Origin of the sequence: Brevundimonas albigilva (genome assembly GCF_023573565.1) — a bacterium.
GTDB lineage: Bacteria > Pseudomonadota > Alphaproteobacteria > Caulobacterales > Caulobacteraceae > Brevundimonas > Brevundimonas albigilva.
The window spans coordinates 146,042-171,079 of record NZ_CP097649.1 but is presented as its reverse complement, the minus strand read 5'-3'; the positions used below and the strand labels follow the sequence as shown (position 1 = coordinate 171,079).

Sequence of the window (25,038 nt, the reverse complement as noted above, 5' to 3'; positions counted from 1 at the left end):
CCGATGACCGCCGCCGAGGCCCTGTCCGCCTGGCTGGCGCACCTGGCGCACGAGCGTCGCCTGTCGCCACGCACGCTGGAGGCCTACGGCCACATCGGGCGGCTGTACCTGGCCTTCCTGGAGCGTCATCGCGGCGGACCGCAGTCGCTGGCGGACCTGACGACGGTCACGGCCGCCGAGGTGCGCGCCCACATGGCCGAGCGGCGATCCGGGGATCGTCCGCTGGGCGCCCGGTCGCTGAGCCAGAGCCTGTCGGCGATCCGGAGCCTTCACGCCTTCCTCGACCGCCGCCTGGATGCGCCGGCGCCGCAACTGGCCCTGGTGCGCGGTCCGCGCATCAAGCCGTCCCTGCCCCGCCCCGTCACCGAGGACCAGGCGCGCGGCCTGCTGGAGGAGCCCGAGGCCGACCCCGACGCCGATCCGTGGGAGGCCGCGCGCGACCGCGCCGTCCTGACCCTGCTCTACGGCTGCGGCCTGCGCATCTCGGAGGCCCTGTCCCTGACCCGCGCCGACGCCCCCCTGGCCGAGACCCTGCGGATCGTCGGCAAGGGATCCAAGACGCGGATGGTCCCCGTCCTGCCCGCCGTGCGGATGGCGGTCGACGACTATCTGGCGCGCCAGCCCTTCGCCCTGACGCCCGAGGACGCCCTGTTCCGCGCCCGGCGCGGCGGCCCGCTCAGCCCGCGCCACGTCCAGGCCTCGGTGCAGCGCCTGCGCGGCCGGCTGGGCCTGCCCGAGCGCACCACGCCCCACGCCCTGCGCCACAGCTTCGCCACCCACCTGCTGGGCGCCGGCGCCGACCTGCGTTCGATCCAGGAACTGCTGGGCCACGCCAGCCTGTCGACGACCCAGAAATACACCGGCGTCGACGCCGAACGCCTGCTGGGCGCCTATGCGGCCGCCCATCCGCGGGCCTAGCGCGCCATTCAGAGCGCCGGAACGGTCCTTTCGGGCTGGCGCGGCGGCGTGCGCGAGGCGTTGTCCGGGCTCAGCAGGTTTCGTCCCAGGGCCTGGCCCGATCCGTTCACGGGAAAGCTGATCGGAAGCGGACAGTTGTTCTGGTCCCGGCGGTCCAGCAGCAGGTATCGCCGCACCGCCTGCGGCCGGACCGATCGGTCCAGCAGACTGGGCAAGGCCGCCGACCGATCCTGCGGCTCCAGCCCCGCCCGCGTCGTCTCCGACGGACATCGCGCGGGCGTCTGGCCGAGATTGGGCACGAGGGCGACCTGAAGCGACAGGCTCAGCACGACGGCGGTCAGCATGACCTCTCTCCTTGCGGCTGCCGCCAGCCTACACCCGCAACCGAAGATTGATCAATCGCCGCCCGCTCAGATCGCCCGGACCGCGCCCCCGTCCAGCCGGATCAGCGAGCCGGTGATGTAGGCCGCCAGCGGGCTGGCCAGGAAGGCGGCGGTCGCGCCGAATTCCTCGGGCGTGCCGATGCGGCCGACCGGGATCGACTTCACCGACTCGGCGCGCGCCTGTTCCGGCGTCACGCCCGCCCGCTCGGCCGCCGCCTGGTCCAGCCGCGCGATGCGCGGCGTGTCGATCCGCCCGGGCAGCAGGGTGTTGACCGTCACCCCGTCGGGGCCGACCTCGCCCGCCAGGGTCTTGGCCCAGGCCGCGATCGAGGCGCGCAGGGTGTTCGACACCCCCAGCGCCGCCGACGGCTCCACCACCGTGATCGAGGCGACGTTCAGGATGCGCCCCCAGCCCTCGGCCCGCATCGCCGGCAGGACCCGGTCGGTCAGGCGAAAGACCGACAGCACCATCGATTCGAAATGATCGCGCCAGACCTGGGGATCCAGGCCCGACACGCCCGACGGCGGCGGCCCGCCGGTGTTGTTCAGCAGGATCTGGATCGCCCCGCCCAGCCGGTCCTCGGCCGTGTCGACGGCCTTCAGCAGCGCGGCGTGATCGGCCAGGTCGGCGGCGGCGACCACCGCCCGCCCCGGCCCGGAGGCGTTCAGCGCCTCGGCGGTCGCCTTCAGCCGGGCCTCGTCGCGCGACAACAGGGCCACGTGGGCGCCTTCCGCCACCAGGGCGGCCGCCACGGCGCGGCCCAGGCCGCTGGAACCGCCGCAGACCAGGGCGCGCCTTCCGGCGAGTTGCAGATCCATGGCCGTCTCCTCGTCGTCGTCGGGGCCGCCTCATATCGGCCGCACCGGGCCGACGCGCAACGCCCCGTTAACCGGCGAGGCGCAACCTCGATCCCGTGCGGCCGCCAGCGCCGTGGGACAGGCCGGGGAGGGCCCGCCCGTGTCGACCAAGATGACCTCCAGCATCCGCCGCTACAGCGATCATTTCGAGCCGCAGGACGCCGATCCCCAGGAGCAGCGCCGCCTGCGCGGCCAGCTGGAGCAGATCGACTACGCCGCCTATGTCGCCAACAAGGAGGTGATCGCCCAGTCGCTGACCGGCCTGGACGCCGCCTCGCTGCAGAAGCTGGCCGTCGTGACCGCCCAGGCCCGCGCGAAGTGGGTGGCCGAGGCCCTGCGCCTGGCCCACTCCGGCTCGCCCGTGACCCCCGACCAGGCCGCCCGCCTGACCGCCGCCCGCACCGCCTATGACGAACTGGTCGAAGCCTACGAAGCCCTGCGCCGCCTGGTCGAACGCGGCTACGTCGTGCTGCGCTGATTGTCTGAAAACCGCCTGGTGGAGCCGAGGGGACGGCCGTGTGGTCGCTTTCGTCGGTCATGGTGGCAGTGCGCGACTCGGTTGGTTAGGAGATCGCCAAGGCTCTGATCGGACGCGGAGAAGGTCAACGTGTGGAAGCTGGATCATGTCGTCCCGGCGTCCGATGTTGACGCCGAGGAGCAGCGGCTCGCCGATGTGCTGTCCAAGGCGGGCTACGACGTCAGGAAGCTGTCGCTAAACGCGCTGGCGCAGCAGGTGCTGGCCGAGCGGGCGAAGGCGGTAGTGATGGCTATCGGTATCCAGCCGTCGAACTGGCCGCACTACCCGCTCGGCAATGGCGGCGTCGAGGTGCGCTTCCAGTTCAGCCGCGAGGAAGATCAGGTGAACGCAAAGCTGGCGCTGGCTTAGGCCTACGGCAGGGGCACGATAGTCCGCCCATCAGGTCGGCCTATCGCTGATCGGTCCCGCCAATCTGCGGCTCTGCATCTTGGTCGAGCACTTCGGCTTTCTCGCGCAGATGGCTCGCAGCGGCATGCATGAGCGCATCAACACCTTGCCTCCAGACGGGTGGAATTTTGGAACTTCCTTGAAGTGCGGCGATTTTCAAACCGCACGTTATCAGGAGAAAAACCGTGGCCGACAAAACCCTCGACGACCTTTTCCACGACACCCTCAAGGACATCTATTACGCCGAGCGGAAGATTCTGAAGTCGCTGCCGAAAATGGCGCGCGCGGCTCAAGATCCGCAACTCAAGGCCGCTTTCGAAAAGCACAAGGATCAGACTGAAGGCCAGATCGAGCGCCTTCAGCAGGTGTTTGAGATCATCGGAAAAGCACCGCGCGGCAAGACGTGCGACGCCATCGAGGGCATCCTCGCCGAGGGCGATGAGATCATGGAGGAATACAAAGGCACGCCTGCTCTCGACGCCGGTCTATTGGCCGCCGCGCAGGCGGTGGAGCACTACGAGATCACTCGCTACGGCACACTGCGCCGCTGGGCCAACGTGCTTGGTTTGAAGGATGCGGCCAAGCTCCTCGAAGAGACGCTCAACGAAGAGTCGCAGACGGACGAAGACCTGACCACCATCGCCGATGCGGCGGTCAACAAGGACGCCCTCGCCTCCAAGTCCTGATCTCGTGGGGTGGAGGAGGGGGCGGATAAAACGCTGCCTTCTCCACGCCCGACTGACTTCCGATCCTTGCCCGGAGGGTCAGCCCCCAAGGGTCGCCCGACCGGTCTGGAGGTTCTGGTTAGGCTCCAAACTGGTGGCGAACGTCACGCGACGACTACATGGTCGTTGAAACGCGATTGGACGGCCGCTGGTCTGGTCGTCGAGGTTTCATTCCCGGTTCAGCCCGTGGCCTCGTCCGCCTGACGGAAGTTCGACCGGCAGAGCGCACACAACGCATTGGTCAGCGACCGACCCTCAAGCTGCGCCCGGATGCCCGTGAAGCCTTCGCGTTTGAGGGCTGCGGCGATCTCGCGAAGGTCACGGCACGAACCGCTTTCGGCGAGTTGATAGGCACGTTCGAGGCAGGTGGGTCGGCTTGACATAGTGAAGGTCTCGGCAGGGCAAGAAGTCCGTCAGGATGCGGTCTCGGCTCACGTCGTCAAGCGGCGTAGCTTATTTGCATCGACGCTCGCGACGGCCTTCCTAAACCGTCTCCAGAGACCGCTTGATGGTCGTCACAGTGGTCGTGGAGGCCCGGTGAAGTCGGGCTGTGGCGCGGATGCCCTGACCGTTGATCAACGATTTCCTGATCGCTTCCACACGGTCGTCAGGCATGGGTTTTCGACCGCTCTTCTTGGTCGTGCGACGAAGCCCGGAAAGCACGCGCTCCCTATGGATGGCTCGTTCGAATTCGGCGAACACGCCCAACATCGAAAACATCATCCGACCAGATGACGTCGAGGTATCGAGGCCCTGCGTGTGAACGTAGAGGTCCACGTTCTTGGTCTGGATATCGCCAAGGAAGTGGATCAGGTCGGGCAAGGATCGGCCAATCCGGCAGACGGAAAAGCACGCGATCAGATCAAAATCCCTGCGTGCCACACCCTTCAGCAGGTTGTCGAAGCCGGGCCTCTTCTCACGCCCCTTGGCCCCCGAGATGCCCTCGTCGAGGAAGGTGGCCACGATCTCCCAGTCCTGCCGCTCCGCGACGGCTCGCAGATCGCGAAGTTGGTTCTCCACGGTCTGGTTTTTGTCAGCCGTCGAGACGCGACAGTAGAGGGCCACGCGCTTGGTCAGGGGTGTTCTCCGATCTGGCGTTGGGAGAACAGACTCTCACGGATCGGCCGGGCGTCAACGAGAAGGCGCGCGATCTCCGTCCAGCGGCACGACGAACATCCGGCTGTAGCCATGGTGGCCGTCGCTCGTCGGGAAGACCACGAAGTCCTCGCCCGCGTGATCGACGGCCTCGCGCACCAGAGCGCTGAACTCCTCCAGACGGTCAGGCTTGCCGACCAGAGAGAAGCCATCGTTCTCGGCCTTCACCTCGCAAGCCGGGGTGCCTTGGATCAGTTTGTCGAGCAGCCTCCGCATGCCCAGAGAAGAACACCGGTCTTTGGGGCGGTCAAGATGCGCTCCCCGTCTTCGGAAACGGATGGAAGCGGGCACATCGACGGGCGGCTCTGAAGGCCCGTGTTTCCGGGGCGCGAGACAATCGGATTCCGGGGGTGTTTGGGAGAACGCCCTCCAACCCGTTCGTGGCGTGCTTGATCGGCCTTCGGCCTCATCACCTGAATTCTCTGGCGCCGACGAGATCAAATCGACCGAAGGCCAATCGCCGGTCGAAGGCGAGCGGCTCGTCCGCGACGACATCGACCAAGGCGAACGACGCCGTGACCGACAGGGAGCGGCTCGTCCAGATCAACCCGATCAGGCTGAAGCCTCCCGCGCCAATCTGCCGGTCGCCCGCTGAAGCGGTCACCCGATCCGGGCGAGTCTCCCATGGCCTTCGTTCCCCCGCCTCGCTGCCGCTCGTCTCCTCCACGAAGCCCAGCCCCGGCTCACCCGGATAATTCTCTGTCGAGGTCATTGGTCCCGGCTCCTCGTCGAGAACCCATCCTCCACAACCCGTTCGCACCTTTCTCTATAAGCACGCTGCGAACGGGTTGCCCTTGAACCCTTCTTTCACTCCGTTCGGGCCACAGGGTCGAGGAGGATAAGCTTGAGCGTGAAGGACAACGGCGTGGCGAAGATGAAGGTGACCGTGCTTACCGGGCTATGATTTCGGCTCCCATGGCCAGCCGCCATAATGCTTCCAAGCGTTGTGCTCCTCCGCTCGGGTATCTGGACAAGCCGCTGCGCGAGCACGGGCTGCTTCAGGCCATCGCGCGGACCAATCGGACATGCTCGATCAAGCGACCGGACGGCTTGACCGTCGATAAGCCGCACGGCCGGATCGTGGACTACATCGGGGTCACCCAGCACCTCGACGACGCCCTGTCGTCCTATCGCGCCGACGATGTGCAGAACGCGCTGCGCGATCTCGACCTGCTGCGTCGCGACCTGCGGAAAACCTATGCCGAGTTCAAGCGTCAGCTTCGGCTTCTCGGCCTCGTCGGCATGGACGAGAAGGCCGCCGCCTACGCCATCGAGAAGCTGGTGGCGGATGGCCGCGAAGACGACTGGTTCGAGCTTCAGCGGCTGGGTCGCCACTTCGTGCGGACCTATGGCGACCTCTCGCCCGATCCGGCGATCCTCGACTTCACCGAGGACATGAAGTGGGCCGCGACCTTCCTGCGGCTGGCGCAGCAGGGGATCACCAAGGACGAGAGCCTCGATCACCTGACTTACTCGGGAAAGATCAGGGACATGCTGGAGGAGCACGTTCGGGCCACCGGCCTGACCACGACCGTCCGCCTCCGCAACATCACCGATCCCGACTTTAAGGACGACTTCCAGACCGAGGAGAAGTCGGAAGAGGAGCTTCATGAGGCGTTCGTGCGGAAGGCCGCCGAACTGAAGCGCGTGACCCGCGAACTGGTCGATAAGAACCCGGCCCAATACGGCCGCTTCTCCAAGCGGGTGCTGGAGATCATCCGTCGCTTCGAGGAAGGACAGATCGCCGCCGCCGAAGGCCTCAAGGACTTCGAAGACCTGACCGGCGGCATCGACGCCGAGGCGGGCGCCCATGAAGAACTGGGCATGGACGAGCGCGCCTTCGCCATCCTGCGGATCATGGAGCCGCATGCGCCCGACTCCGACCACTCGCCTCGATGCGCGACCTGCTGGAAGCTGGCCGGAAATACCGAAACTGCCTCGCTCACCGGCTGGCCGACGTGGCGGCGGGAAAGATGGCCATAGGTGAGTTTCGCGGAGAATGCCTCGTGGAGTTCCGGCCCCTGACCCAAGGGACGGGCTGGCTGCTGCGCGACGTCCACATCGAGCGCAATAGTCCTGTCCCGCTGGCCTTAATCGGAGAGGTGGAGGCCAAGTGCGACGCTCTCGGCATTCCCCGCATCGAGGAGACGGGCGGCGGCGACGGTTGGAAGAGCTACCGCCGGTTCACGCACGAGTTGGACTGGGGGTGATTGGGGGTAGCTGAAGTCGGTTCCCTTTTCGGCGCCCCCTCGGCATGGTGCTCACGACATGCCTTCGTCGATTCACACAAACCGGTCAGCACTTCAGGCCGTTCAAGCCGTGAACTCGGCGGGCCGCGACCTCAAGGCCGCGCACAACCGAATTTCTACCGGCTTCAAAGTCGGCGGCGCGAAGGACAACGGCGCAATTTTCGCCGTTGCTTCCGCGATGCGGGCTGAGTCTGGCGGTTGGGGCGTTGTGGCGACGGGACTGAATCGCGTCCAATCCATTACCGACGTCGCCCTGATGGGCGCAGAGCGCATCAGCGAACTGCTTGGAGAACTCCAGCAGCACGCTGTAGCCCTCAACGACTCGCTTTCCGCCACCGCCCGGCAAGCGGTGATCGATCAGATGACCGGGATGATCGCCGAGATCGACAGGATCGCTCGCTCGACCGAGTTCGACGGGATCAACCTCTTAACCGGCAGGCCGACCACGGTCACGACCACGACCACCACCTATGGGTTGCCCTCGACCCCGCTTTCGCAGCCCGCCTTTCCGCAAATGGCCGCTCTGCCGCCGGGGTCATTCTCCTCGACGACAAGCTCCGTGAGCTACTCGCTCCCGGTTTCCCCACTCACACCGCCAACCTTCGACGCGGCGGTCGCATCGATCTCTGGCTCGAACAGTCAAACGGTCGTCGCGGATGCCGGAGCGACGGCCGGGCGCGTGAGTCTGCTGCTCGATGCTTATGGTGCGCCTGACGTCGTGGAGATTTGGCAGAATGGCGTGCGGGTCGCAGCCTCCGGCCAGCCTTCCGCACCAAACGGCGATCCCGTCGCGGCCGGAACGGCGGTGACGGGGCCAAACATCCTAAGCTTCGACTATGATCCGGCGAAGGGGCAGGCCCTCGAATTCCGGTTCAATGAAGGACTGAGCGTCACTGGCACCGCATGGACGGTGGGAGGTCTAATCCTTCAAGACCCCAGCGAACCGCCCCCAACGGCGGTCCAGACGTCCACCCCGACCGGAACTCTGCAAACGACAGCAGCTTTCGATCCGCCGTTGGCGTCCGCAAACCCCGAGCAGGTCGCCGTCGCCTTAGATGAGAAGCCGAGCGGCGTAGCGACTTCTTATGGCTTTTCGGCTGGCGCCGTAGCCGGTCGCATCGACATGGTGTTCGACGCCTTCGACATCCCTGACACAGTTGAAGTCTGGCAGGGCGGCGCCCGTATCGCCGCTTCAGGACGGACCTACACTCCCGGCGGCGCGGCCGTTGGTTCGGGCGTGCCGATCACGGGTCAGAACGTCATCTCGTTCGACTACGATCCAGCCAAGGGAGCGTTAGATGTGCGCTTCAACGACGCTGGCGCCGACAGCGACAGCGGGTGGGTCGTAGGAGCCATATCGCTCAGTCCGCTCGGCTCGCCCGTGACGACGGCGAGCGCGGTTGTCTCGTCCTTCCAATCGGCGGGATTCGGTCCGCTCAATCTTGATGTGTTCACCACGCCTTCTGGGGAGACCATGCGGGTGTCCTCGCGTGATCTCACAGCCAGCGGTCTGGGTCTCGATCCAATGGACTTCACTGACCCGAAAGTGACGCTCGGCCGAGTTAAGACCGCTCTCAATCGGGCCACGGACTCATCCGCCTACTTCGGCAATCGCAACGTCTCCCTTGGTCGTGCTGCGCTTTTCGCCGTGAAGTCCCGTGATGCGCTGGACGCGGGCATCGGGAACCTCGTGGACGCCGACCTCGCGAAGGAATCCGCAAAACTCCGAGCGGCGCAGATCAGACAGGAGTTGGCGACACAAACGCTCTCTATCGCCAATGGCCAACCACAGTGGCTTCTCAGCCTGTTCAGGCCGGATTGAGCTACGGTCGCATTCGGAGTTCGTGTTTGGTGGCTGTCTGCTCAAGTAGCAGCATCATCGGGGAAGCCTCCAGTGCGTCGGCCAATGCCGACACCGTTTTCAGCCGAGGATTGGCACGACCCTGCTCGATCAGGCTGACGTAGCCAGTGCTGAGACCAGCACGCTGGGCCAGCGCAGCTTGGGTCAGCCCCTGCGCCCGTCTCATACGCCGAATGTTGGCTCCGACATGGCGGCGCCATGCGACGGTATCAGCATGATGAAGGCGAGAGGACATGAACCCGGCAGCGAAGGCTAAGAGCCTCCACAGGCTCTCATGGTTCGCCGACCCGTCAACCAAATCGACCGAACCGATGTGATCAGTCCGCGTGGTCGTCGGGCGTGATTAGATCGACGGGCGTCGCGCCCAGAGCCTGCGCCAACTCCCACAAGCTGACGATGGTCGGGTTCCGGCGGCCTCGTTCAAGGTCGCTCAGATACTGTTGGGAGAAACCCGATCGTTCGGCCAGTTCCTCCTGCGTCAGCCCGCGCGCGGTCCTGATCCGTTTGACGTTTCTTCCCACGAGCAGCCGCATATCCATGGGCGCCACCGTGGCGACGCCACAACGCGCCGTTTATCATCTATTGTATGTATTTTAACGGTGCAGCTTTAAGCCTCGCGTTATCGCAGAACAGCGGAGGCCAAGCGATATGAGGACGTTCAAGGCGCAGGTTCGGGTGAATGGATTTCCCCGAGAGGTTCGGAAACAGGCGCAGCACTTCGTGGCCGCGCGGGAACTGCTTGAAGCCCAATACGGCAAGGGCAGTGTAGTGACCGACCCCACGGAGGCTCGCTGATGAGCTTCCTCGAAAGGGCGTTTCAACGCGCTGGCGACCGGATCATGTATGCCCTCGGCAGCGATGAAGCTGAGGGACGGCTTCGCGCTGGAGTCGTCGCCGACAAGCTGCACAAGGATTGGGCAGTCCATCGGGGCGCAACGAACGGCCGGAAGAACTGGAAGGGGTTTGTCCGCTTCATGGACAGCCAATACGGCGTCGAACTCGACCCCGGCATCTTCGATGCGAACACCTCGGGCGAAGACCTCGACCAGATCATCGCCCACGTCGCAGGGCAGATGCTCCAGAATGGTCAGGCTGAGTTCGCGGAATTTTGACATTCTTTGCAGCCGATCATCAAGGCTGATGACCTCAATGATCGGCCAAATCTACGCAGGTTTCCGAAGCTGAAGTCCTGAAGCGTTGGCGCTGTTGTGTCGCCTGAGTTGCAAGACTGCCCAGCCTAACGCTACACAAATGCCATGCCTGTGACTGTCGCATCCGAAATCGATGTGAAAATCGGCGCCAACCTGCGCGGGCGCCGAGAAGCCATTGGCATGACTCAAGCCCAGCTTGGCCAAGCCATCGGCGTCACCTTCCAGCAGGTCCAGAAATATGAGCGCGGCGCCAACCGCGTATCCGCCGCAGCGTTGCTGAGGATCGCGGACGCTCTCGAATGCAGCGTGGCCGATCTCTACGGCGACCCCGATCCGGCAGGGACGTCCATGTCCGAGCGCGCCATTCTCAAGCTGTGGCAGCGGCTTCGCGAACCGGAACGCGATGCCGTCGTGACCATGATCCGCGAGTTCCTAAAACCCTGATGTGCGGGCGGTTCGAGACGACAGGCAAATACAAGTGGGCCGAAATTCACGCCGCCCTATCGACCTATGCCCCCGTCACAAGTCCGCCGCTCAATCTCCAGCCTGACAACGACGTTCGTCCTACCACCATGCAAGCGACCGCCCGCCTCGAAAGCGACGGCTGGGTGGTCGAAAAGATGCGCTGGGGCCTCGTGCCCTACTGGCGCAACGCAAAACCGCTCAAGGACACCGAGAAAGGCAAGGGCGACGGCTTCAAGCTGACGACCTTCAATGCCCGATCCGAGACGTGCGCGGGGACTTCGACGTTCAGAGAAGCCTTCGCCAAACGCCGCTGCATCGTCCCGGCATCGGCGTGGTTCGAATGGACCGGCGACAAGGGATCGAAGGTCAAGCATCGCTTCACCCGCGCAGACGGGGACCTCCTATGGTTCGCCGGTGTGTGGGATCACGTCATCACGCCCGACGCCGGAGAATTCGGATCGTTCACGATCATCACCGGCCCGTCGAACGGCTGGCTCGGCGACTACCATTCAAGGGCGCCCGTGATCCTCGATAGAGAGGATTGGGGAACATGGCTGGACCCGTCCGCCGACGCTCGCGACTTGTTCGCGGCGGTGCGTCCTGAACGGTTCGTGCTGGCCTGAACTCAACGCGCGCCCCGCTCTTTCCAACGCTTCTCCGCGCGAGCCAGAGCGATTCTCTGGTTGGTTTCGTGTCCGTCGTCCCAACAAGCCGGGTTCAGCTTGACCGTAAGGATGTGATCACCTGCCATGGACGTCCGCCGCCCGATCTTAAGCTCGCTCGGATAGACACCGCACCGCGAACATCTGAACCGGATACGTTGGAGCGGGTCGTCTGCAAGCCGCGACCCCACCTTCCAGACGTTGGCCTCTGTGGTCAGGTTGCAGCCCCGGCATAGGATCGACAGCGTGACGGACGAATCCGCCACCAGATCGCGGGCGGTGACGTTGTAGTCCTTCCATTCTTCGGGCGGCTTGGATCGCATGGCCGTTACGGAATGTTCTCTTTTCGTTCTGGCTTCAAGATGGGCTGGCTGGACAATCCACAGCCGTTAGGGATCGATGTTATGCGCCCCGCTTTGCCATAGTCGGGCACCGGCATCTCAGGCTTCTGACCCCTTCGAAGTGGCCTTAAGGAATGCTGCATCCAGCGTCCCCTGATGTGTATCAAGCCACCCTTTCGGCCGCTCGTAGTCAGGCATCAGCATCGCCATATGCGCCCAGAACTCCGGCCCGTGCGAGCGAACTTTCAGGTGCGCCAGTTCATGGGCGACGACGTATTCCAGCACAGACCTCGGCGCAAACACGAGCGTCCAGTTGATGAGGATGGAGCCGGTCGGGCCGCAGGCACCCCAGCCGGTCTTCATGTCGGCGACGCGGATCGTGCGTGGCTTCAGATCGAACCGGCGGCGATAGGCGGCTGCGATATCCATGACGTCGCGACGGACGCGCCGCTTGAGCCACAGCTTGATCTCGGTGGCGACGATGGCGTCCTGATCCCGGTCGCGGACCCATGATGGAAGATCGACCAGAAAGCCGTTGCGGTAATCGATCTCGATATGCGGCCCATCGTGACGACGCACGGTCAGCCGGGCCATTCGGCCGCGATAGGGAATCTTCGAGCCGGTCATGAAACGGGGCACGACGGCGCGCTTGGCGATCTTGGTTTCAAGCTCCCGCAGGGTGTTGAACAGCCACTGCCGCTTTCGGGTCAGGAAGGCGTCAATCTCGGCGTCGTCATCGGTCGTCAGAGCCAGCACTTCAACGTGCCCCGGCGTGACCGTGATCCGCCGCTCCGAGGCGGCAGCGGATCGCCGAAGGTCGTAGGCGACCTCCCTTTGGCCGATGCGAACGACGCCCATCAGTGCGCCTCGGCGTAGGCGTGAACGGCGTAGTCCTCGATCTCGTCGCGGACGGCGTTGGCGTCGTCCAGTTCGAGCAGACGCAGCAGTTTGCGGACTTCTCGACGAAGCTCCTTCTTGTAGCCGTCCATGAAGAACCACGATGGCTGGCTGGCCTGTGCTCCGGCGTAGAGATCGCCGACCTCGACCGCCACGCCCTGAAGCGTCGCATGGTCGGCGTCTCACCCGGTCGATGACTTGAAGTCCCTTGGCTGGGTTCCGTTCGATCCAGCCCTCGTTCTGACAGAAGTTCATCACCGCCCGGAACTTGCACATGTAGCCGTTGACCGACGCGGGCGAGAGCCTTCCGGTAAGCCCCTTCTCCTTCGCCATCCGCGCGGCGGCGAGAGGCGACAGCTTCGGAAACTTCTTCTCGGCGTTGGAGGGGAGCCAGCGGAGCACTTCGAGAAGCTCACGCGAGGCTTCGCGGTCGATGGAGCGGATGGTGCGGTCTTCCCCCCAGAGGCCGACCGTTAGTTCGATCAGGTTAAGATAATGGAGGTCCGTCTTCCGAGTGCGCTGCTTTGCAGGGTCGGATCGGAAGAGTTCAAAGGCTTGGCGAAGCGTTTTGTCCGCTGGCGCCGCCGTGGGCGTGGCTGCGGGCTTTGGTCGCTCGGGTGGGAGCACGATGACAGGCTGAACGCCGTGGGTCTCGATGTCCCGCCACTCCTGCTCCAACATCGCTGCGACGATCCGAGCCTGACGGACAGCATCCGCCCGATATCCCGTGCCCAGAGACTTCATGACGTGCGTCTTGCCGATGATCCCGGCCAACGGTCGAGGGACACGAAGACGAAGGTAGTAGGTCGATCCCCGGACGATCAGGCCAGACGATTGCCGCCGCCCAGCATTATGTGACCGTGGAGAGGGTCTGGGAGGCCGTTTGGACGGTGTGTGCGACGAGGTGGTGCTACAGCCTCGGGACGGTGAACTAACTGTAGAGGAACGCTTTTTCGACGGTCTCTTGGAGGCCGTGTGTAGCAGCGTGGTGTCAGTTTTTTCGCCTGTTTCCGACCAAACCCTTGTGGAACAAGGATTTGGTGGAGCCGAGGGGAGTCGAACCCCTGACCTCGTCATTGCGAACGACGCGCTCTACCAACTGAGCTACGGCCCCGGTTCCAGTCTGGATCGGGCCCCAGGCGAGGGCGCGACATAGGCGGGCGGCGGGGGCGGTGTCAACGGGCTTGTGCGTGCAATCGGCGCAGGCGGCGTCGCGGGCGTTGCGGGGGCCGGCCACGCCGGTCTAGAAGCCGGGTTCGCGCTAAGGGAGACACCCATGGGCTTCGCCATCGTCTGGCTGGTCAACGCCGTCATCAGTCTGATGATCTGGTTCATCATCGCCCAGGCCATCCTGAGCTGGCTGGTCGCGTTCGACGTGATCAACTACCGCAACCGCTTCGTCTATTCGGTCGGCAGTTTCCTGGACCAGATCACCCGGCCGCTGCTGGAGCCGTTCCGCCGCATCATCCCGTCGCTGGGCGGCATCGATGTGTCGCCGATCGTGGTCATCCTGCTGCTGCAGTTCGCCAGCGTGCTGTTCAACCGTGCGGCGGCGCCGGCCCTGGTCGGCATGTTGGGCTGAGGCGACACGGGCGGGCGGATTCTCGTGATTCCGCATCGAAGGGGCCTTGCGCCGCGCGGCGACCTTCCTAAGGTGCCGGCCCCGACCACTTCAGACCGCGGTTCATGAGCACGATCACCACAGTCGCCGTCCTGGGCGCCGGACAGATGGGCGCAGGCATCGCCCAGGCCGTGGCGCTGGGCGGCTATTCGGTCCGGCTCTACGATGTCGCCGCCGCGCAGCTGCCCCTGGCCCAGGGCCGCATCGCCGCCAGCCTGGCGCGCGGCGTCGGTCGCGGTGCGACCACCCAGGGTCAGGCCGACGAGGCCCTGGCGCGCGTCACGACCGTCGACACCATCGCCGAGGCGGTGACCGGGGCGGATCTGGTCATCGAGGCGGCGGTCGAGGACGAGGCGGTCAAGAAGGCCGTCTATGCCGAGGTGGTGCCGAACCTGGCCCCGCACGCCCTTCTGGCCACCAACACCTCGTCCATCTCCATCACCCGGCTGGCGTCGTCGACGGACCGGCCGGACCGATTCATCGGCCTGCACTTCATGAAGCCGGCGCCGGTGATGAAGCTGGTCGAGATCATCCGCGGCATCGCCACCTCGGCCGAGACCCATTCCGCGGCCGTCGCCTTCGCCGAGAGCCTGGGCAAGACGACCACCGACGCCGAGGACTTCCCGGCCTTCATCGTCAACCGCATCCTGGTGCCGATGATGAACGAGGCGATCTACACCCTGTACGAAGGGGTGGGGAACGTCGCCTCCATCGACCAGGCGCTGCGCCTGGGGGCCAACCATCCGATGGGGCCGCTGGAACTGGCGGACTTCATGGGCCTGGACGTGGTGCTGGCGATCATGAACGTGCTCTACGACGGCCTGGCCGACAGCAAGTACCGCCCTTGTCCCCTGCTGGTGAAATACGTCGAGGCCGGCTGGCTGGGCCGCAAGAGCGGGCGCGGCTTCTACGACTATTCCGGCGAGACGCCGGTGCCGACGCGATGAACCGGGTCGAACGCTACGAGGACCTGCCCGGCCAGGCCCGCATCTTCGCACGGCCCGCCCCGGCCTGGCCGGCGATGGCGGCCTTCGCCGGCGCGGCCTGGCCGCCGCTGATCCTGACCCTGCCGTTCTGGCCCCCCAGTTCCTGGACGCCGGGGCGTGAACTGGACTGGCGTCTGATGGTGCTGATCATCGGCCTGATCGCCGTGCCGGCCGGCCTATGGCGCATTTCGGTCGAGCGGTCGCGCAGCGGACGGCCCTCGACCCGGTTGGGCGTGGTCTGGCGCTTCATGCTGTTCGGCGGTCTGCTGGCCGGCGCCCTGCAGGTGGCGATGGCGCTGGCGCTGACGGTCGCGGGCTGGTTCGAGGCGGGCGGCGTGCTGCAGGCCCTGGGCGCGTCCGAAACGACGCTTCTTATCTTCGGCGTCGGCTTCCTGCCGATCACCATCGCCGGGGGCGTCAGCTATGGGCTGTGGGCGGGACTGTGCGCGGCCTTCATCGCCTTCGAGGCCAAGCCGACCGTCAAGGACCGACTGGGGCTGATGCCGAAGGCCTGAACAGGGACGACGTCGGGGGCGCGCATGACCGAACAGACCGCCGACCAGACCGCCCGGACCCTGTCGCTCGCGCCCGTCGAGGCCCGCGACCGCATCGCCGCGCTGGACGCCCTGCGCGGGCTGGCGGTGCTGGGCATACTGGCGGTCAACGCCGCCGCGTTCGCCCTGCCCTTCATGGTCTATGACGATCCGGCGCTGGCGCCGTTTCCGGTCCAGGGCGCCAACGCCACGGCCCGCTGGGCGGTGGAGGTCTTCTTCCAGCAGAAGTTCATCACCCTTTTCTCGATGCTGTTCGGGGCGTCGATCTATCTGGTCGGGGGCGAGACCGGCGACGCGGCGCGCGGCGCCCTGCTGCGGCGGCGGCTGCTGTGGCTGGCGGCCATCGCCCTGATTCACGGGCTGGCCTTCTGGTACGGCGACGTGCTGCTGCTGTACGCCTGGGCGGGGGTGTTCGTGTCGCTGATGCGGTCGCTGCCGGCGCGACGCCTGATCACGCTGGGCCTGGGGCTGACGCTGCTGCTGGCCAGCCTGCAGGCGGGCCTCGCCCTGTTCGCCGCCCACGGCCCGGCCGCCCTGACCGGCGAGTTCGCCCGCCCGCAGTTCACCCCGGAGATGGTCCGCCAGACCATCGAGGCCTATCGCAGCGGCTGGGCCGGCGCCCTGGGCCAGAACCTGACCGCCTGGCTGGTGCTGCAGGGGACCAGCCTGACGGTGTTCGTCTTCTCGACCGTGCCGCTGATGATGCTGGGCATGGGGCTGTTCAAGTCGGGCTTCCTCAGCGGGCGGGCGCCGACCGGACTCTATCTGGCGCTGGCCGCCCTGGGCGCCGCAGCCCTGGCCCTGCTGGGCGTGCTGGAATGGCGCGAGTTGACGGCCCCGGCCGGGCGATCGGCCACGGGCGGCCTTGGCGACGTGGTCGGCGCCTATCCGATCGTGATCACCCTGGGCTACGCCAGCCTGGTGATCCTGGCCGCGACGCGGGGCGCGGGCGTCCTGGTCGCGGGGCTGCGGCCGGTCGGACGCATGGCCCTGACCAACTATCTGGCCCAGACGCTGATCATGACGACCCTCTTCTACATGCCCTGGGGGCCGCGCCTGTTCGGGCGGATGGACTATGTGCAGCTGTGGGGCGTGGTCGCGGCGGTCTGGGCGCTGCAGCTGGTCTGGTCGCCGCTGTGGCTGTCGCGGTTCCGCATGGGGCCGCTGGAGTGGGTCTGGCGGCGGCTGACCTATGGCCGCCCCCTGCCGCTGCGAAAAGCCGCCTGAGCGCCTTTCCCGGCGCGGCCGAAACGACTAACTGGACCCCATGGCCGCCCCGGACACGCCCGCAGAAACCTTCAAGCGCGCGCTTGGCCACGCCGCGCGCGCCCTGGCCGAGCAGCCGGAGCTGGAGGTGGCGTTCGGCTCGGACGGACCGCGCGTCGCGGGCGGCGTGCTGACCCTGCCCCACCCGCCGCGCGACCCCTCCGGTCCCGAGAGCGCGGCCCTGCGCGGCCAGGCCGACCGGCTGGCGCTGCGTCTGGCCAATCACGACGAGGCGACCGACCGGCGGATGCGGCCCGCCGACGCCCAGGCCGCCGACGTCTTCGACGCCGCCGAACAGGCGCGGGTCGAGGCGGTGGGCTCGCAATATCTGGCCGGGGTGCGCGGCAATCTGGACGCGGCCCTGCTGACCCGGCTGGAGAAGACGGGCGTCCTGCGCGTCGCCCAGGCCGAGCGCGTGCCGCTGGCGGAAGCCGTCGGCCTGCTGGTGCGGGAACGCCTGACCGGACGCGCCACGCCGGACGGGGCGGGGGCCATGCTGGACCTGGTGCGCGCCAATCTGGAGGCCAAGGCCGGGGCGCGGCTGGACGCCCTGGCCGCCTCGGCCGAGGACCAGGCGGGCTTCGCCCTGAAGCTGCGCGAGGTGCTGCGCGCCCTGGACCTGGACCCTGGCGACGGCAAGGGCGACGACGCCTCCGAGGACCAGGGCGAGGATCAGCCCGACCCCCAGGAACGGCCCGACGACGCCGACGAGGATCAGGACGAGGAGGAGGACGGCGGCGAAGGCGGCCAGTCGATGGAAGGCGACGCCGACGACCAGACCGCCGAGGAAGAGCGCGAGTCCCGCCCCGAGGGCGCGCCCGCCGACCCCGACGGCCAGGCCTCCGAAGACGGGCCCGAGCTTCAGGAGGGCGAGCAGCCCAACCGCCAGCAGACCGCCGACGACGGCCGCGCCGTGGACGCCTACCGCGTCTTCACCACCGCCTACGACGAAGTGATCGACGCCGCCGACCTGTGCGACCCGATGGAGCTGGACCGGCTGCGCGGCCTGCTGGACGGCCAGCTGGCCATCCTTTCCAGCGTCGTCTCGCGCCTGGCCAACAAGCTGCAGCGCCGACTGCTGGCCCAGCAGAACCGGTCGTGGATCTTCGACCTGGAAGAGGGGATGCTGGACACCGCGCGCCTGACCCGGATCGTCACTGATCCGACCGCGCCCCTGTCGTTCAAGGCCGAGAGCGAAAGCCCGTTCCGGGACACGGTCGTGACCCTGCTGCTGGACAACTCAGGCTCCATGCGCGGACGGCCGATCATGGTGGCGGCGGTCTGCGCCGACATCCTGGCGCGGACGCTGGAGCGGTGCGGGGTCAAGGTCGAGATCCTGGGCTTCACCACCCGCGCCTGGAAGGGCGGCCAGAGCCGCGAGGCGTGGATCACGGCCGGCAAGCCCGCCAATCCCGGCCGGCTGAACGACCTGCGCCACATCATCTACAAGGCCGCCGACGCGCCTTGGCGCCGGGCCAAGAAGAACCTGGGCCTGATGATGCGCGAGGGCCTGCTGAAGGAGAACATCGACGGCGAGGCCCTGCTGTGGGCGCACGACCGCCTGCTGGCCCGCACCGAGCAGCGGCGCATCCTGATGGTCATCTCCGACGGCTCGCCGGTCGACGATTCGACCCAGAGCGCCAACGCCGCCCTGTATCTGGACAAGCACCTGCGCCAGGTCATCGCCCAGATCGAGGACCGGTCGCCGGTCGAGCTGCTGGCCATCGGCATCGGCCACGACGTGACCCGCTGGTACCGCAAGGCCCTGACCATCGTGGACGTGGAGCAGCTGGCCGGCGCCATGACCGAGAAGCTGGCCGAACTGTTCGAACAGGACCCCGCGCCGGCCGCGCGCGGGCGACGCAGGACCGCCGCATGAGACCGTTCGCCCGCACGGCCCTGACCCTGGCCGCCCTGACCCTGGCGGCCTGCGCCAGCACCCTGGGTCCGCCCCGGCCCGCGCCCCAGCCGGCGACCGGATGGACCGAGGCCGGCGCGACCCTGAAAAGCGTGGGCCTGGGCCTGCCCGGCGGCGCCGTCCTGGCCCCGGGCGTGCGCTTCGCCGGCGGGGTGGAGATCGTCGCCGATCCGACCTCGCCGCTGCACAGCCTGTCGGACCTGAAGCTGACCGGCGGCGGCGGCTTGGTCACGGTGTCGGACGTGGGCGACCTGGTGCGGGCGCGGCTGCGGCTGGACCACGCCGGACGCCTGGTCGGGCTTGACGGCTTTCAGACCCGGCGGCTGACCCTGGCCGACGGCGCCCCGATCACCGAAAAGGCCGACGGCGACGCCGAGGGGCTGGCCCTCACCGCCTCGGGCGACCTTCTGGTCAGTTTCGAGCGCGACCACCGCATCTGGAACTACGGCCCGCTGGACGCCCTGTCGACGCGCCCCCGGGCGATGCGGATCCCCGCCTTCCCCTTCACCGAGAACGACGGAATCGAAGGGCTGGCGACCGCGCCCGGCGGGTGGCGCGCGGCCGGGGAATCGGGCGGCGTCTGGGACTGCGACCCCGCTCGCTGCACCACCGTCACGCCGCCGCCGGACACGCCGATCCCGGACAGCGAATACCGCATCACCGGCCTGGACCGCGATCCGGCGCGCGACGGCTGGATGGTCGTCCAGCGTCGGTACCGGCCGCCGCTGGACGCGCGCGCCCATGTCCGCCGCATGGCGCCGGGCGGAACCCTGGGGCCGGTTCTGATCGACCTGAAGCTGCCCGGCACGACGGACAATTTCGAAGGGATCGCGGCCGAGACGCGCGACGGGCGCACGCGCCTGTACATCCTGTCGGACGACAACTTCAATCCGATGCAGCGCACTCTGCTGCTGGCCTTCGACCTGGACTGAGGTTCATGCCGCGGCGTCCGCCACGCCCTCGTCGGCGTCCGCGTCGACCGCCAGCAAGGCGCGCACATAGTCGTCGCGCCAGATCGACACGTCGGTTTCGCGCACTACCTGCATCAGCGCCTCCCACTTCCGGATGCGTTCGGCCAGGGGCATAGTCAGCGCCTTGTGGATGGCGTCCGACAGTTCCTCGCGGCTGTAGGGATTGACCAGCAGCGCCTCGCCCATCTGTTCGGCCGCGCCGGCGAAGCGGGACAGGATCAGCACGCCGGGATCGTCCGGGTTCTGGGCGCAGACATATTCCTTGGCCACAAGGTTCATGCCGTCGCGCAGCGGCGTCACCAGCCCGACCTTGGCGGCGCGGTAGATGCCCGCCAGCTGATCCCGGCGATAGGTGCGGTTCAGATAGCGGATCGGCTGCCAGTCCATGTCGGCGAAGGCGCCGTTGACCCGCCCGGCCAGGGCGTCCAGCCGGGCGCGGATGTCCTGATAGCTGTCCACGTCGTCGCGCGAGATCGGCGTGACCTGCAACAGAAAGACCTCGCCGCGCATCGAAGGATTGTCCTGCAGGAACTGCTCGTAGCCCAGCAGCCGCTCCTCCAGCCCTTTGGAATAGTCCAGCCGGTCCACGCCCACGATCATCGAGCGGAACACCGCCGAGGCCGCCATCCGGTCGTAGGTCCGCGCGCCCAGGGTGGAATCGCGCGCGGCCAGAAATCCGTCGACGTCGATCCCGATCGGGAACACCCCGGTCTGGACCTTGCGGCCGAAGCACTCCAGCCCGCCATGACCGAACAGTTCGCCGCGGGCCTCGGTCACCACATAGTCGGTGAACAGGTCGCACCATTCCTGGGTATGGAAGCCGATCAGGTCGAAGGCGAACATCGATTCCACCAGGCGGCGGTGGTGCGGCAGCGTGACCAGCAGCTGGCGCGCCGGCCAGGGCGTGTGCAGGAAGAAGCCGATCCGGTTCTTGACCCCCAGCCGGCGCAGGTCCCGCGCCATCGGGATCATGTGATAGTCGTGGATCCAGATCATGTCGCCGGGCTGGATCAGCGGGGCCAGCACCTCGGCGAACCGCCGGTTCACCCGCTCGTAGCCCTCGCCATACGTCCGCTCATACTGGGCCAGGTCGATGCGGTGGTGGAACAGCGGCCACAGCGTCTTGTTGGCGTAGCCATTGTAATACTCGTCGACGTCCGCGGGCTCCAGATCGACCAGACCCACCGTCACGCCCGCGCGGTCCTCGATCTTCACCTCGCCGGTCCAATGGTCGACGGTTTCGCCGGACCAGCCGAACCACAGGCCGTCGTACTTCCTCAGCGCCGCCGAAAGGGCCATGGCCAGCCCTCCGGCCGACCCGGCGGCGGGATCGACGGGTGCGGAAACCCGGTTCGACACGACGATCAGACGACTCATTTCACTCTTCCACGGGCGACCCCAGCCCCGGGGCCAGACGGATCAACGCACATCGGTCCACGAACGGCTCAACAACACGGCGCAATTGATGATGCCGACCAGGGAGTAGGTCTGCGGATAGTTGCCCCAAAGCTCCCCGTCCTCGATCGAGATGTCCTCGCTGAGCAGCCCCGCATGGGTGCGCCGGCTGAGCATTTCCTCGAAAATTTCGCGCGCTTCCTCGACCCGCCCGTTCTGATGCAGGGCCTCGATGAACCAGAAGGTGCAGAAGTTGAAGGCGGTCTCCGGCTCGCCGAAGTCGTCGGGCTCGACGTAGCGGAACAGATGGCTCCCCTTCTTCAGGTCGCGTTCGATGGCGTCGAAGGTGGCGACCTGGCGCGGATCGCGCGCGTCCAGAAAGCCCAGGTCGGTCATCTGAAGCAGGGAGGCGTCCAGCTCGCGCCCGCCGTAGCTGGCGGCGAAGCGTCCCTCCTCGGGCAGATAGGCCTCTTTCTCGATCCGTGCACGGATGGTGTCGGCGCGCGCGCGCCACACCTCGCCGCGTTCGGGCAGGCCCAGATGGTCCGCCGCCTTGGCCAGCCGGTCGCACGCGGCCCAGCACATGACCGAGGAATAGGTGTGGACCCGAGCGATCGTGCGGAACTCCCAAAGCCCGGCGTCGGTCTGGTCGTGCATGGCGAAGGCCCGTTCTCCGACCTTCTCCAGCGCGTAGAAATCGTCGATGACGCCGGGGCGCAGCAGGCGCTGGTCGTAGAAGGCCTGGACCAGGGGCAGGACGATCTGTCCGTACACGTCATGTTGCAGGTGCTCATGCGCCTGGTTGCCGACGCGCACGGGCTTCATCCCGCGATAGCCCTCGACGCTGTCGACGATGCTTTCGCCGATGCCCGGCTCCAGGCCGACGCCATAGACCGGCTGGACGTGTCCGCCGGCGGAATTGTCGACCAGGTTGCGCAGATAGACCAGGTAGTTTTCCAGGATGTCGACGGCGCCCAGCCGGTTCAACGCCCGCACCGTGTAATAGGCGTCGCGGATCCAGCAGTAGCGGTAGTCCCAGTTGCGGCCGCTTTCCGGAAACTCGGGCACCGAGGTCGTCATGGCCGCGACGATGGCGCCGGTCTCCTCATAGGCGCAAAGCTTCAGGGTGATGGCCGCGCGGATCACCGCCTCCTGCCAATCCAGCGGCAGATAGAGCTTCCTCACCCAGTCGCGCCAATAGGCGATGGTGCGGTCCAGCGCCGCCTGCACGCCCGGCCCGACGTCCTGGTCATAGCCTTCATCCGGCCCGAAGAAGAAGGCGAACGGGCGCTCCAGCCGGAAGGTGCGCTCGTTCAGCACGTGCGACACGGGGCAGTCGGTCGTCAGCCGGAAGGTGACGTCCGGACACAGGAAGCGGATGTGGTTGGACCCCGAGGTGGTCGGCGCCGGCCGCGCGCCCCAGTCCGTCGAAGGGCGCAGGCGGACCCGGATGCGCGGCGTCCCCTCCAGCGGCCGCACCATGCGCCCGAAGGCCAGCGGCCGATAGGTGCGCGAATGCTTGGGATGGCGCGGCGCGAAGTCCAGGATCTCGACCGCCGCCCCGTCCTCGGCGGTCAGAACGGTGCGCAGAACCGGCGTGTTGCGGACATAGGCCTGGTCGACGTGCTTCAGCCCCTCCAGTTCGATGGCCCAGAAGCCGTGCTCGGGATCCTCGCCGTCCATCAGGGCGGAAAAGACCGGGTCGCCGTCGACGCGCGGCGCGCAGGCCCAGACATAGCGGCCCTGGCGGTCGATCAGGGCGCTGATGCCGCAGTTGCCGATGGGCCAGAGATCGAGATTGGGCTTCATCTTAAGCCTCCGCCACGGATTCGAGCCAGCCCAGCACGTCGTCCACCCCGTCCAGCCGATAGCGCGCGGCGGTGGGCCGCTCGGGTCCGACCAGCACGCCGTAGCCGCCCAGGGCGTCGGCCGCGCGGAAGCCGTCCTCGTCGGTGACGTCGTCGCCCAGCATGACCGGCGTCGCGCCCCGGAACGGAGGTTCGGCCATGAAGGCGGTGACGGCCGTGCCCTTGCTGGCGCCCGGCGTCTTCAGTTCCAGCACCATATGGCCGGGCTGCAGGGCCAGGCCGGTTTCGTCGCTCAGCTTTCGCGCCAGGGTCTCGGCGGCGGCGGCCTGGTCCGCCGCCAGGCGGTAGTGCAGGCCGGCCGAAACGCCCTTGTCCTCGACGATCATGCCCGGCCGTTCGGCGGCGAAGGCGTGGAAGGCGTCAAGCGCCCGCGTCACGCCGGCGTCGGCGGCGCCGCGCTCGATCGAGCCGTCGCGTCGACGCCGCTCCAGCCCGTGCACGCCGGACGCGGACGACAGGGCGCCGTCGGCGATTCGGTCGATCTCGGCCAGGGTGCGCCCGCTGACGATGGCCACGCGGCCGTCCAACCGCCGCTCCAACGCCTTCAGGACCGCCGTGCGCCGGGCCACCGGCTTGACCGCATCCGGGGTCGGGGCCATCGGCGCCAACACCCCGTCCATGTCCAGAAACAGGGCGATCCCTTCCGCAAGGACGGGCGGCGGCGGCAAGACGAGATCGGCGGCTCCGACGTGAGACGGCATGAGGCGAGAGACTCTCTATTCGATGATTTCCCCGCCACACTAACGCGCCAATGCGGCAAAGGTTGACGCGGAATCGACAACATCGTCTGAAAGGGAGCCGTTGCGCGCCGCCGTGGGATGCGGCAGACCGCGCGCCTCGAACAAGGAGAGCCCGCCGCACGGGCCTGTCGCCAATGACCGAGACCGCCCTTTCCTCGCCCGAAGACATCGCCGCCATGACCGAGCGCGCGCGCGAGGTGATCCGCCTGAACATCGAGGCCCTGGACGCGCTGGAACGCTCCATCGACGTCTCTCTGGCCCGCGCCGCCGACGTGATCATGAGCCGGCCGGGCTATGTGGTCGTCACCGGCATGGGCAAGTCAGGCCATATCGGCGGCAAGATCGCCGCCACCCTGGCCTCGACCGGCACGAACGCCTTCTTCGTCCATCCGGCCGAGATGAGCCACGGCGACCTGGGGATGCTGCGCCCCGACGTGACGGTGCTGGCCCTGTCCAACTCGGGCGAGAGCCGCGAGCTTCGTGATCCCCTGATCTATTGCCAGCGCAACGGAATCCCCGTGATCGCCGTCACCCAACGGCCGACCAGCTTCCTGGGCCGCAACGCCGCCGTCTGCCTGACCATGCCCAAGGTGGCCGAGGCCTGCCCGAACGGCCTGGCGCCCACCACCTCGACGCTGATGAGCCTGGCGCTGGGCGACGCCTTGGCCATGGTGCTGATGGATCGACGCGGCTTCACCGCCCTGGATTTCGGGCTGCATCATCCCGGCGGCGCCTTGGGGATGAGCCTGCAGAGCGTGCGGGAATGGATGGGCGACAACGCCGCCGCGCCCGCCGCCGTGCCGACCACCGCCAGCTTCAGCGAAGTCGTCTCGGCCGTCACCGAGGGGCGAAAGGGGGCGGTCGCGGTGCTCAATCCGGACGGCACCCTGGGCGGCATCGTCACCGACGGCGACATCCGCCGCGCGTTCCAGCGCGACATCGCCGCCCTGAAGGCGGCCGACATCATGAGCCCCAACCCGATCACGGTCGATCCGGACGCGCGGATGAGCGACGTGGTCGACCTGCTGACCGCCAACAAGATTTCCAATCTGTTCGTGGTCGAGGAGGGGCGGCCGACCGCCATCGTCCATATCGCCGAACTGATGCAGGCCGGCTACGTCTCCTGACC

The 25,038-nt window shown here is 67.1% G+C and carries 30 protein-coding genes, 1 tRNA gene and 1 pseudogene; 17 read left to right on the top strand and 15 right to left on the bottom strand.

Annotation, left to right across the window (positions count from 1 at the left end; all coding sequences use genetic code 11):
• The first annotated feature begins 3 nt into the window (after positions 1-3).
• Positions 4-918 carry a tyrosine recombinase XerC gene (locus M8231_RS00950; RefSeq protein WP_249751588.1) on the top strand — a complete coding sequence of 305 codons (915 nt, stop codon included), beginning with the start codon at positions 4-6 and terminating at the stop codon, positions 916-918.
• Positions 919-926: 8 nt separating this feature from the next.
• Here the strand turns inward: M8231_RS00950 and M8231_RS00945 are convergent, their stop codons facing one another.
• Together M8231_RS00945 and M8231_RS00940 are read right to left on the bottom strand one after the other, a co-directional pair.
• Positions 927-1,262 (bottom strand): hypothetical protein, encoded by a 336-nt coding sequence (locus M8231_RS00945; RefSeq protein WP_250202053.1) that lies wholly within the window; start codon positions 1,260-1,262, stop codon positions 927-929.
• Positions 1,263-1,328: 66 nt separating this feature from the next.
• On the bottom strand, positions 1,329-2,120 hold the full coding sequence (locus M8231_RS00940; protein ID WP_250202052.1) for an SDR family oxidoreductase: 792 nt from the start codon (positions 2,118-2,120) through the stop codon (positions 1,329-1,331).
• Between the two features lie 139 nt (positions 2,121-2,259).
• On the opposite strand from M8231_RS00940, the gene M8231_RS00935 reads away from it, so the two are divergent.
• From M8231_RS00935 to M8231_RS00925, 3 genes are all read left to right on the top strand, one after another.
• Entirely contained in the window at positions 2,260-2,637 is a 378-nt protein-coding gene (locus M8231_RS00935; RefSeq protein WP_249751590.1) for a hypothetical protein, read from the top strand.
• A 129-nt stretch (positions 2,638-2,766) separates the two neighbouring features.
• Positions 2,767-3,045, top strand: coding sequence for a hypothetical protein (locus tag M8231_RS00930; RefSeq protein WP_250202051.1), 279 nt, complete (start codon positions 2,767-2,769; stop codon positions 3,043-3,045).
• Positions 3,046-3,269: 224 nt separating this feature from the next.
• Positions 3,270-3,770: a YciE/YciF ferroxidase family protein gene (locus M8231_RS00925; protein WP_250202050.1), complete on the top strand. Its 501-nt coding sequence runs from the start codon at positions 3,270-3,272 to the stop codon at positions 3,768-3,770.
• A gap of 522 nt (positions 3,771-4,292) precedes the next feature.
• Here the strand turns inward: M8231_RS00925 and M8231_RS00920 are convergent.
• The 3 genes from M8231_RS00920 to M8231_RS00910 all read right to left on the bottom strand — a co-directional run bounded on the left by M8231_RS00920 (position 4,293) and on the right by M8231_RS00910 (position 5,676).
• Positions 4,293-4,829 (bottom strand): recombinase family protein, encoded by a 537-nt coding sequence (locus M8231_RS00920; RefSeq protein WP_250202049.1) that lies wholly within the window; start codon positions 4,827-4,829, stop codon positions 4,293-4,295.
• 111 nt (positions 4,830-4,940) lie between these two features.
• Complete coding sequence (locus M8231_RS00915) at positions 4,941-5,180, bottom strand: hypothetical protein (protein WP_250202048.1); 240 nt, start codon at positions 5,178-5,180, stop codon at positions 4,941-4,943.
• A 193-nt stretch (positions 5,181-5,373) separates the two neighbouring features.
• On the bottom strand, positions 5,374-5,676 hold the full coding sequence (locus M8231_RS00910) for a hypothetical protein (protein WP_250202047.1): 303 nt from the start codon (positions 5,674-5,676) through the stop codon (positions 5,374-5,376).
• 338 nt (positions 5,677-6,014) lie between these two features.
• Here M8231_RS00910 and M8231_RS00905 point away from each other — a divergent pair, with 338 nt between their 5' ends.
• The 3 genes from M8231_RS00905 to M8231_RS16975 are packed head-to-tail and all read left to right on the top strand — an operon-like array spanning position 6,015 to position 9,035.
• Positions 6,015-6,947 carry a type I restriction enzyme endonuclease domain-containing protein gene (locus tag M8231_RS00905; protein WP_250202046.1) on the top strand — a complete coding sequence of 311 codons (933 nt, stop codon included), beginning with the start codon at positions 6,015-6,017 and terminating at the stop codon, positions 6,945-6,947.
• A 23-nt stretch (positions 6,948-6,970) separates the two neighbouring features.
• Positions 6,971-7,174 (top strand): hypothetical protein, encoded by a 204-nt coding sequence (locus M8231_RS00900; protein WP_250202045.1) that lies wholly within the window; start codon positions 6,971-6,973, stop codon positions 7,172-7,174.
• A gap of 58 nt (positions 7,175-7,232) precedes the next feature.
• Entirely contained in the window at positions 7,233-9,035 is a 1,803-nt protein-coding gene (locus M8231_RS16975; protein WP_431307118.1) for a flagellin N-terminal helical domain-containing protein, read from the top strand.
• Position 9,036: 1 nt separating this feature from the next.
• Here the strand turns inward: M8231_RS16975 and M8231_RS17030 are convergent, their stop codons facing one another.
• Both M8231_RS17030 and M8231_RS00885 read right to left on the bottom strand, forming a co-directional pair.
• Complete coding sequence (locus M8231_RS17030; protein WP_431307117.1) at positions 9,037-9,240, bottom strand: helix-turn-helix domain-containing protein; 204 nt, start codon at positions 9,238-9,240, stop codon at positions 9,037-9,039.
• Positions 9,241-9,391: 151 nt separating this feature from the next.
• A complete protein-coding gene (locus M8231_RS00885) occupies positions 9,392-9,613 on the bottom strand; it encodes a helix-turn-helix domain-containing protein (RefSeq protein ID WP_191555772.1) in 222 nt (73 codons plus the stop codon).
• Positions 9,614-9,868: 255 nt separating this feature from the next.
• Here M8231_RS00885 and M8231_RS00880 point away from each other — a divergent pair, with 255 nt between their 5' ends.
• The 3 genes from M8231_RS00880 to M8231_RS00870 all read left to right on the top strand — a co-directional run bounded on the left by M8231_RS00880 (position 9,869) and on the right by M8231_RS00870 (position 11,313).
• Complete coding sequence (locus M8231_RS00880; RefSeq protein ID WP_250202044.1) at positions 9,869-10,186, top strand: hypothetical protein; 318 nt, start codon at positions 9,869-9,871, stop codon at positions 10,184-10,186.
• A gap of 144 nt (positions 10,187-10,330) precedes the next feature.
• Complete coding sequence (locus M8231_RS00875; RefSeq protein WP_250202043.1) at positions 10,331-10,669, top strand: helix-turn-helix domain-containing protein; 339 nt, start codon at positions 10,331-10,333, stop codon at positions 10,667-10,669.
• Positions 10,669-11,313 (top strand): SOS response-associated peptidase, encoded by a 645-nt coding sequence (locus M8231_RS00870; RefSeq protein WP_250202042.1) that lies wholly within the window; start codon positions 10,669-10,671, stop codon positions 11,311-11,313. Before M8231_RS00875 ends, M8231_RS00870 begins: the two co-directional genes overlap by 1 nt.
• A 2-nt stretch (positions 11,314-11,315) precedes the next feature.
• Here the strand turns inward: M8231_RS00870 and M8231_RS00865 are convergent, their stop codons facing one another.
• The 5 genes and pseudogenes from M8231_RS00865 to M8231_RS00850 all read right to left on the bottom strand — a co-directional run bounded on the left by M8231_RS00865 (position 11,316) and on the right by M8231_RS00850 (position 13,704).
• On the bottom strand, positions 11,316-11,675 hold the full coding sequence (locus tag M8231_RS00865; RefSeq protein ID WP_250202041.1) for a hypothetical protein: 360 nt from the start codon (positions 11,673-11,675) through the stop codon (positions 11,316-11,318).
• Positions 11,676-11,792: 117 nt separating this feature from the next.
• Positions 11,793-12,551: a M48 family metallopeptidase gene (locus tag M8231_RS00860; RefSeq protein ID WP_250202040.1), complete on the bottom strand. Its 759-nt coding sequence runs from the start codon at positions 12,549-12,551 to the stop codon at positions 11,793-11,795.
• Positions 12,551-12,745, bottom strand: coding sequence for a hypothetical protein (locus tag M8231_RS00855; protein WP_250202039.1), 195 nt, complete (start codon positions 12,743-12,745; stop codon positions 12,551-12,553). The genes M8231_RS00860 and M8231_RS00855 overlap by 1 nt, the downstream gene beginning before the upstream one ends.
• Before the next feature lie 559 nt (positions 12,746-13,304).
• Positions 13,305-13,667, bottom strand: a pseudogene (locus M8231_RS17025) (DUF6538 domain-containing protein); the annotation flags it as partial.
• Positions 13,629-13,704, bottom strand: a tRNA-Ala gene (locus tag M8231_RS00850). The pseudogene M8231_RS17025 and the gene M8231_RS00850, both read right to left, overlap by 39 nt.
• 162 nt (positions 13,705-13,866) lie before the next feature.
• On the opposite strand from M8231_RS00850, the gene M8231_RS00845 reads away from it, so the two are divergent.
• The 6 genes from M8231_RS00845 to M8231_RS00820 all read left to right on the top strand — a co-directional run bounded on the left by M8231_RS00845 (position 13,867) and on the right by M8231_RS00820 (position 19,867).
• Entirely contained in the window at positions 13,867-14,172 is a 306-nt protein-coding gene (locus tag M8231_RS00845) for a YggT family protein (protein ID WP_249751592.1), read from the top strand.
• Between the two features lie 104 nt (positions 14,173-14,276).
• Positions 14,277-15,158: a 3-hydroxybutyryl-CoA dehydrogenase gene (locus M8231_RS00840; RefSeq protein WP_249751593.1), complete on the top strand. Its 882-nt coding sequence runs from the start codon at positions 14,277-14,279 to the stop codon at positions 15,156-15,158.
• Positions 15,155-15,712 (top strand): phthalate transporter, encoded by a 558-nt coding sequence (locus tag M8231_RS00835; RefSeq protein ID WP_250202038.1) that lies wholly within the window; start codon positions 15,155-15,157, stop codon positions 15,710-15,712. The genes M8231_RS00840 and M8231_RS00835 overlap by 4 nt, the downstream gene beginning before the upstream one ends.
• Before the next feature lie 24 nt (positions 15,713-15,736).
• Positions 15,737-16,978, top strand: a complete 1,242-nt coding sequence (locus tag M8231_RS00830; protein ID WP_249751596.1) for a DUF418 domain-containing protein — start codon at positions 15,737-15,739, stop codon at positions 16,976-16,978.
• Positions 16,979-17,018: 40 nt separating this feature from the next.
• The gene (gene cobT / locus M8231_RS00825) at positions 17,019-18,896 is read left to right on the top strand and encodes a cobaltochelatase subunit CobT (RefSeq protein ID WP_250202037.1); all 1,878 of its coding nucleotides are present in this window, start codon (positions 17,019-17,021) and stop codon (positions 18,894-18,896) included.
• Positions 18,893-19,867 carry an esterase-like activity of phytase family protein gene (locus tag M8231_RS00820; RefSeq protein WP_250202036.1) on the top strand — a complete coding sequence of 325 codons (975 nt, stop codon included), beginning with the start codon at positions 18,893-18,895 and terminating at the stop codon, positions 19,865-19,867. Before cobT ends, M8231_RS00820 begins: the two co-directional genes overlap by 4 nt.
• 3 nt (positions 19,868-19,870) lie before the next feature.
• On the opposite strand, the gene M8231_RS00815 is transcribed toward M8231_RS00820, so the two are convergent.
• Genes M8231_RS00815 through otsB form a run of 3 tightly spaced genes read right to left on the bottom strand, consistent with a single transcriptional unit; the run spans position 19,871 to position 23,870 of the window.
• Positions 19,871-21,283 (bottom strand): alpha,alpha-trehalose-phosphate synthase (UDP-forming), encoded by a 1,413-nt coding sequence (locus tag M8231_RS00815; RefSeq protein ID WP_249751599.1) that lies wholly within the window; start codon positions 21,281-21,283, stop codon positions 19,871-19,873.
• Between the two features lie 42 nt (positions 21,284-21,325).
• Positions 21,326-23,110, bottom strand: coding sequence for a glycoside hydrolase family 15 protein (locus M8231_RS00810; RefSeq protein WP_249751600.1), 1,785 nt, complete (start codon positions 23,108-23,110; stop codon positions 21,326-21,328).
• A gap of 1 nt (position 23,111) precedes the next feature.
• Complete coding sequence (gene otsB / locus M8231_RS00805) at positions 23,112-23,870, bottom strand: trehalose-phosphatase (protein ID WP_250202035.1); 759 nt, start codon at positions 23,868-23,870, stop codon at positions 23,112-23,114.
• 173 nt (positions 23,871-24,043) lie between these two features.
• Here otsB and M8231_RS00800 point away from each other — a divergent pair, with 173 nt between their 5' ends.
• Entirely contained in the window at positions 24,044-25,036 is a 993-nt protein-coding gene (locus M8231_RS00800; RefSeq protein WP_249751602.1) for a KpsF/GutQ family sugar-phosphate isomerase, read from the top strand.
• The last annotated feature ends 2 nt before the right edge of the window (positions 25,037-25,038 follow it).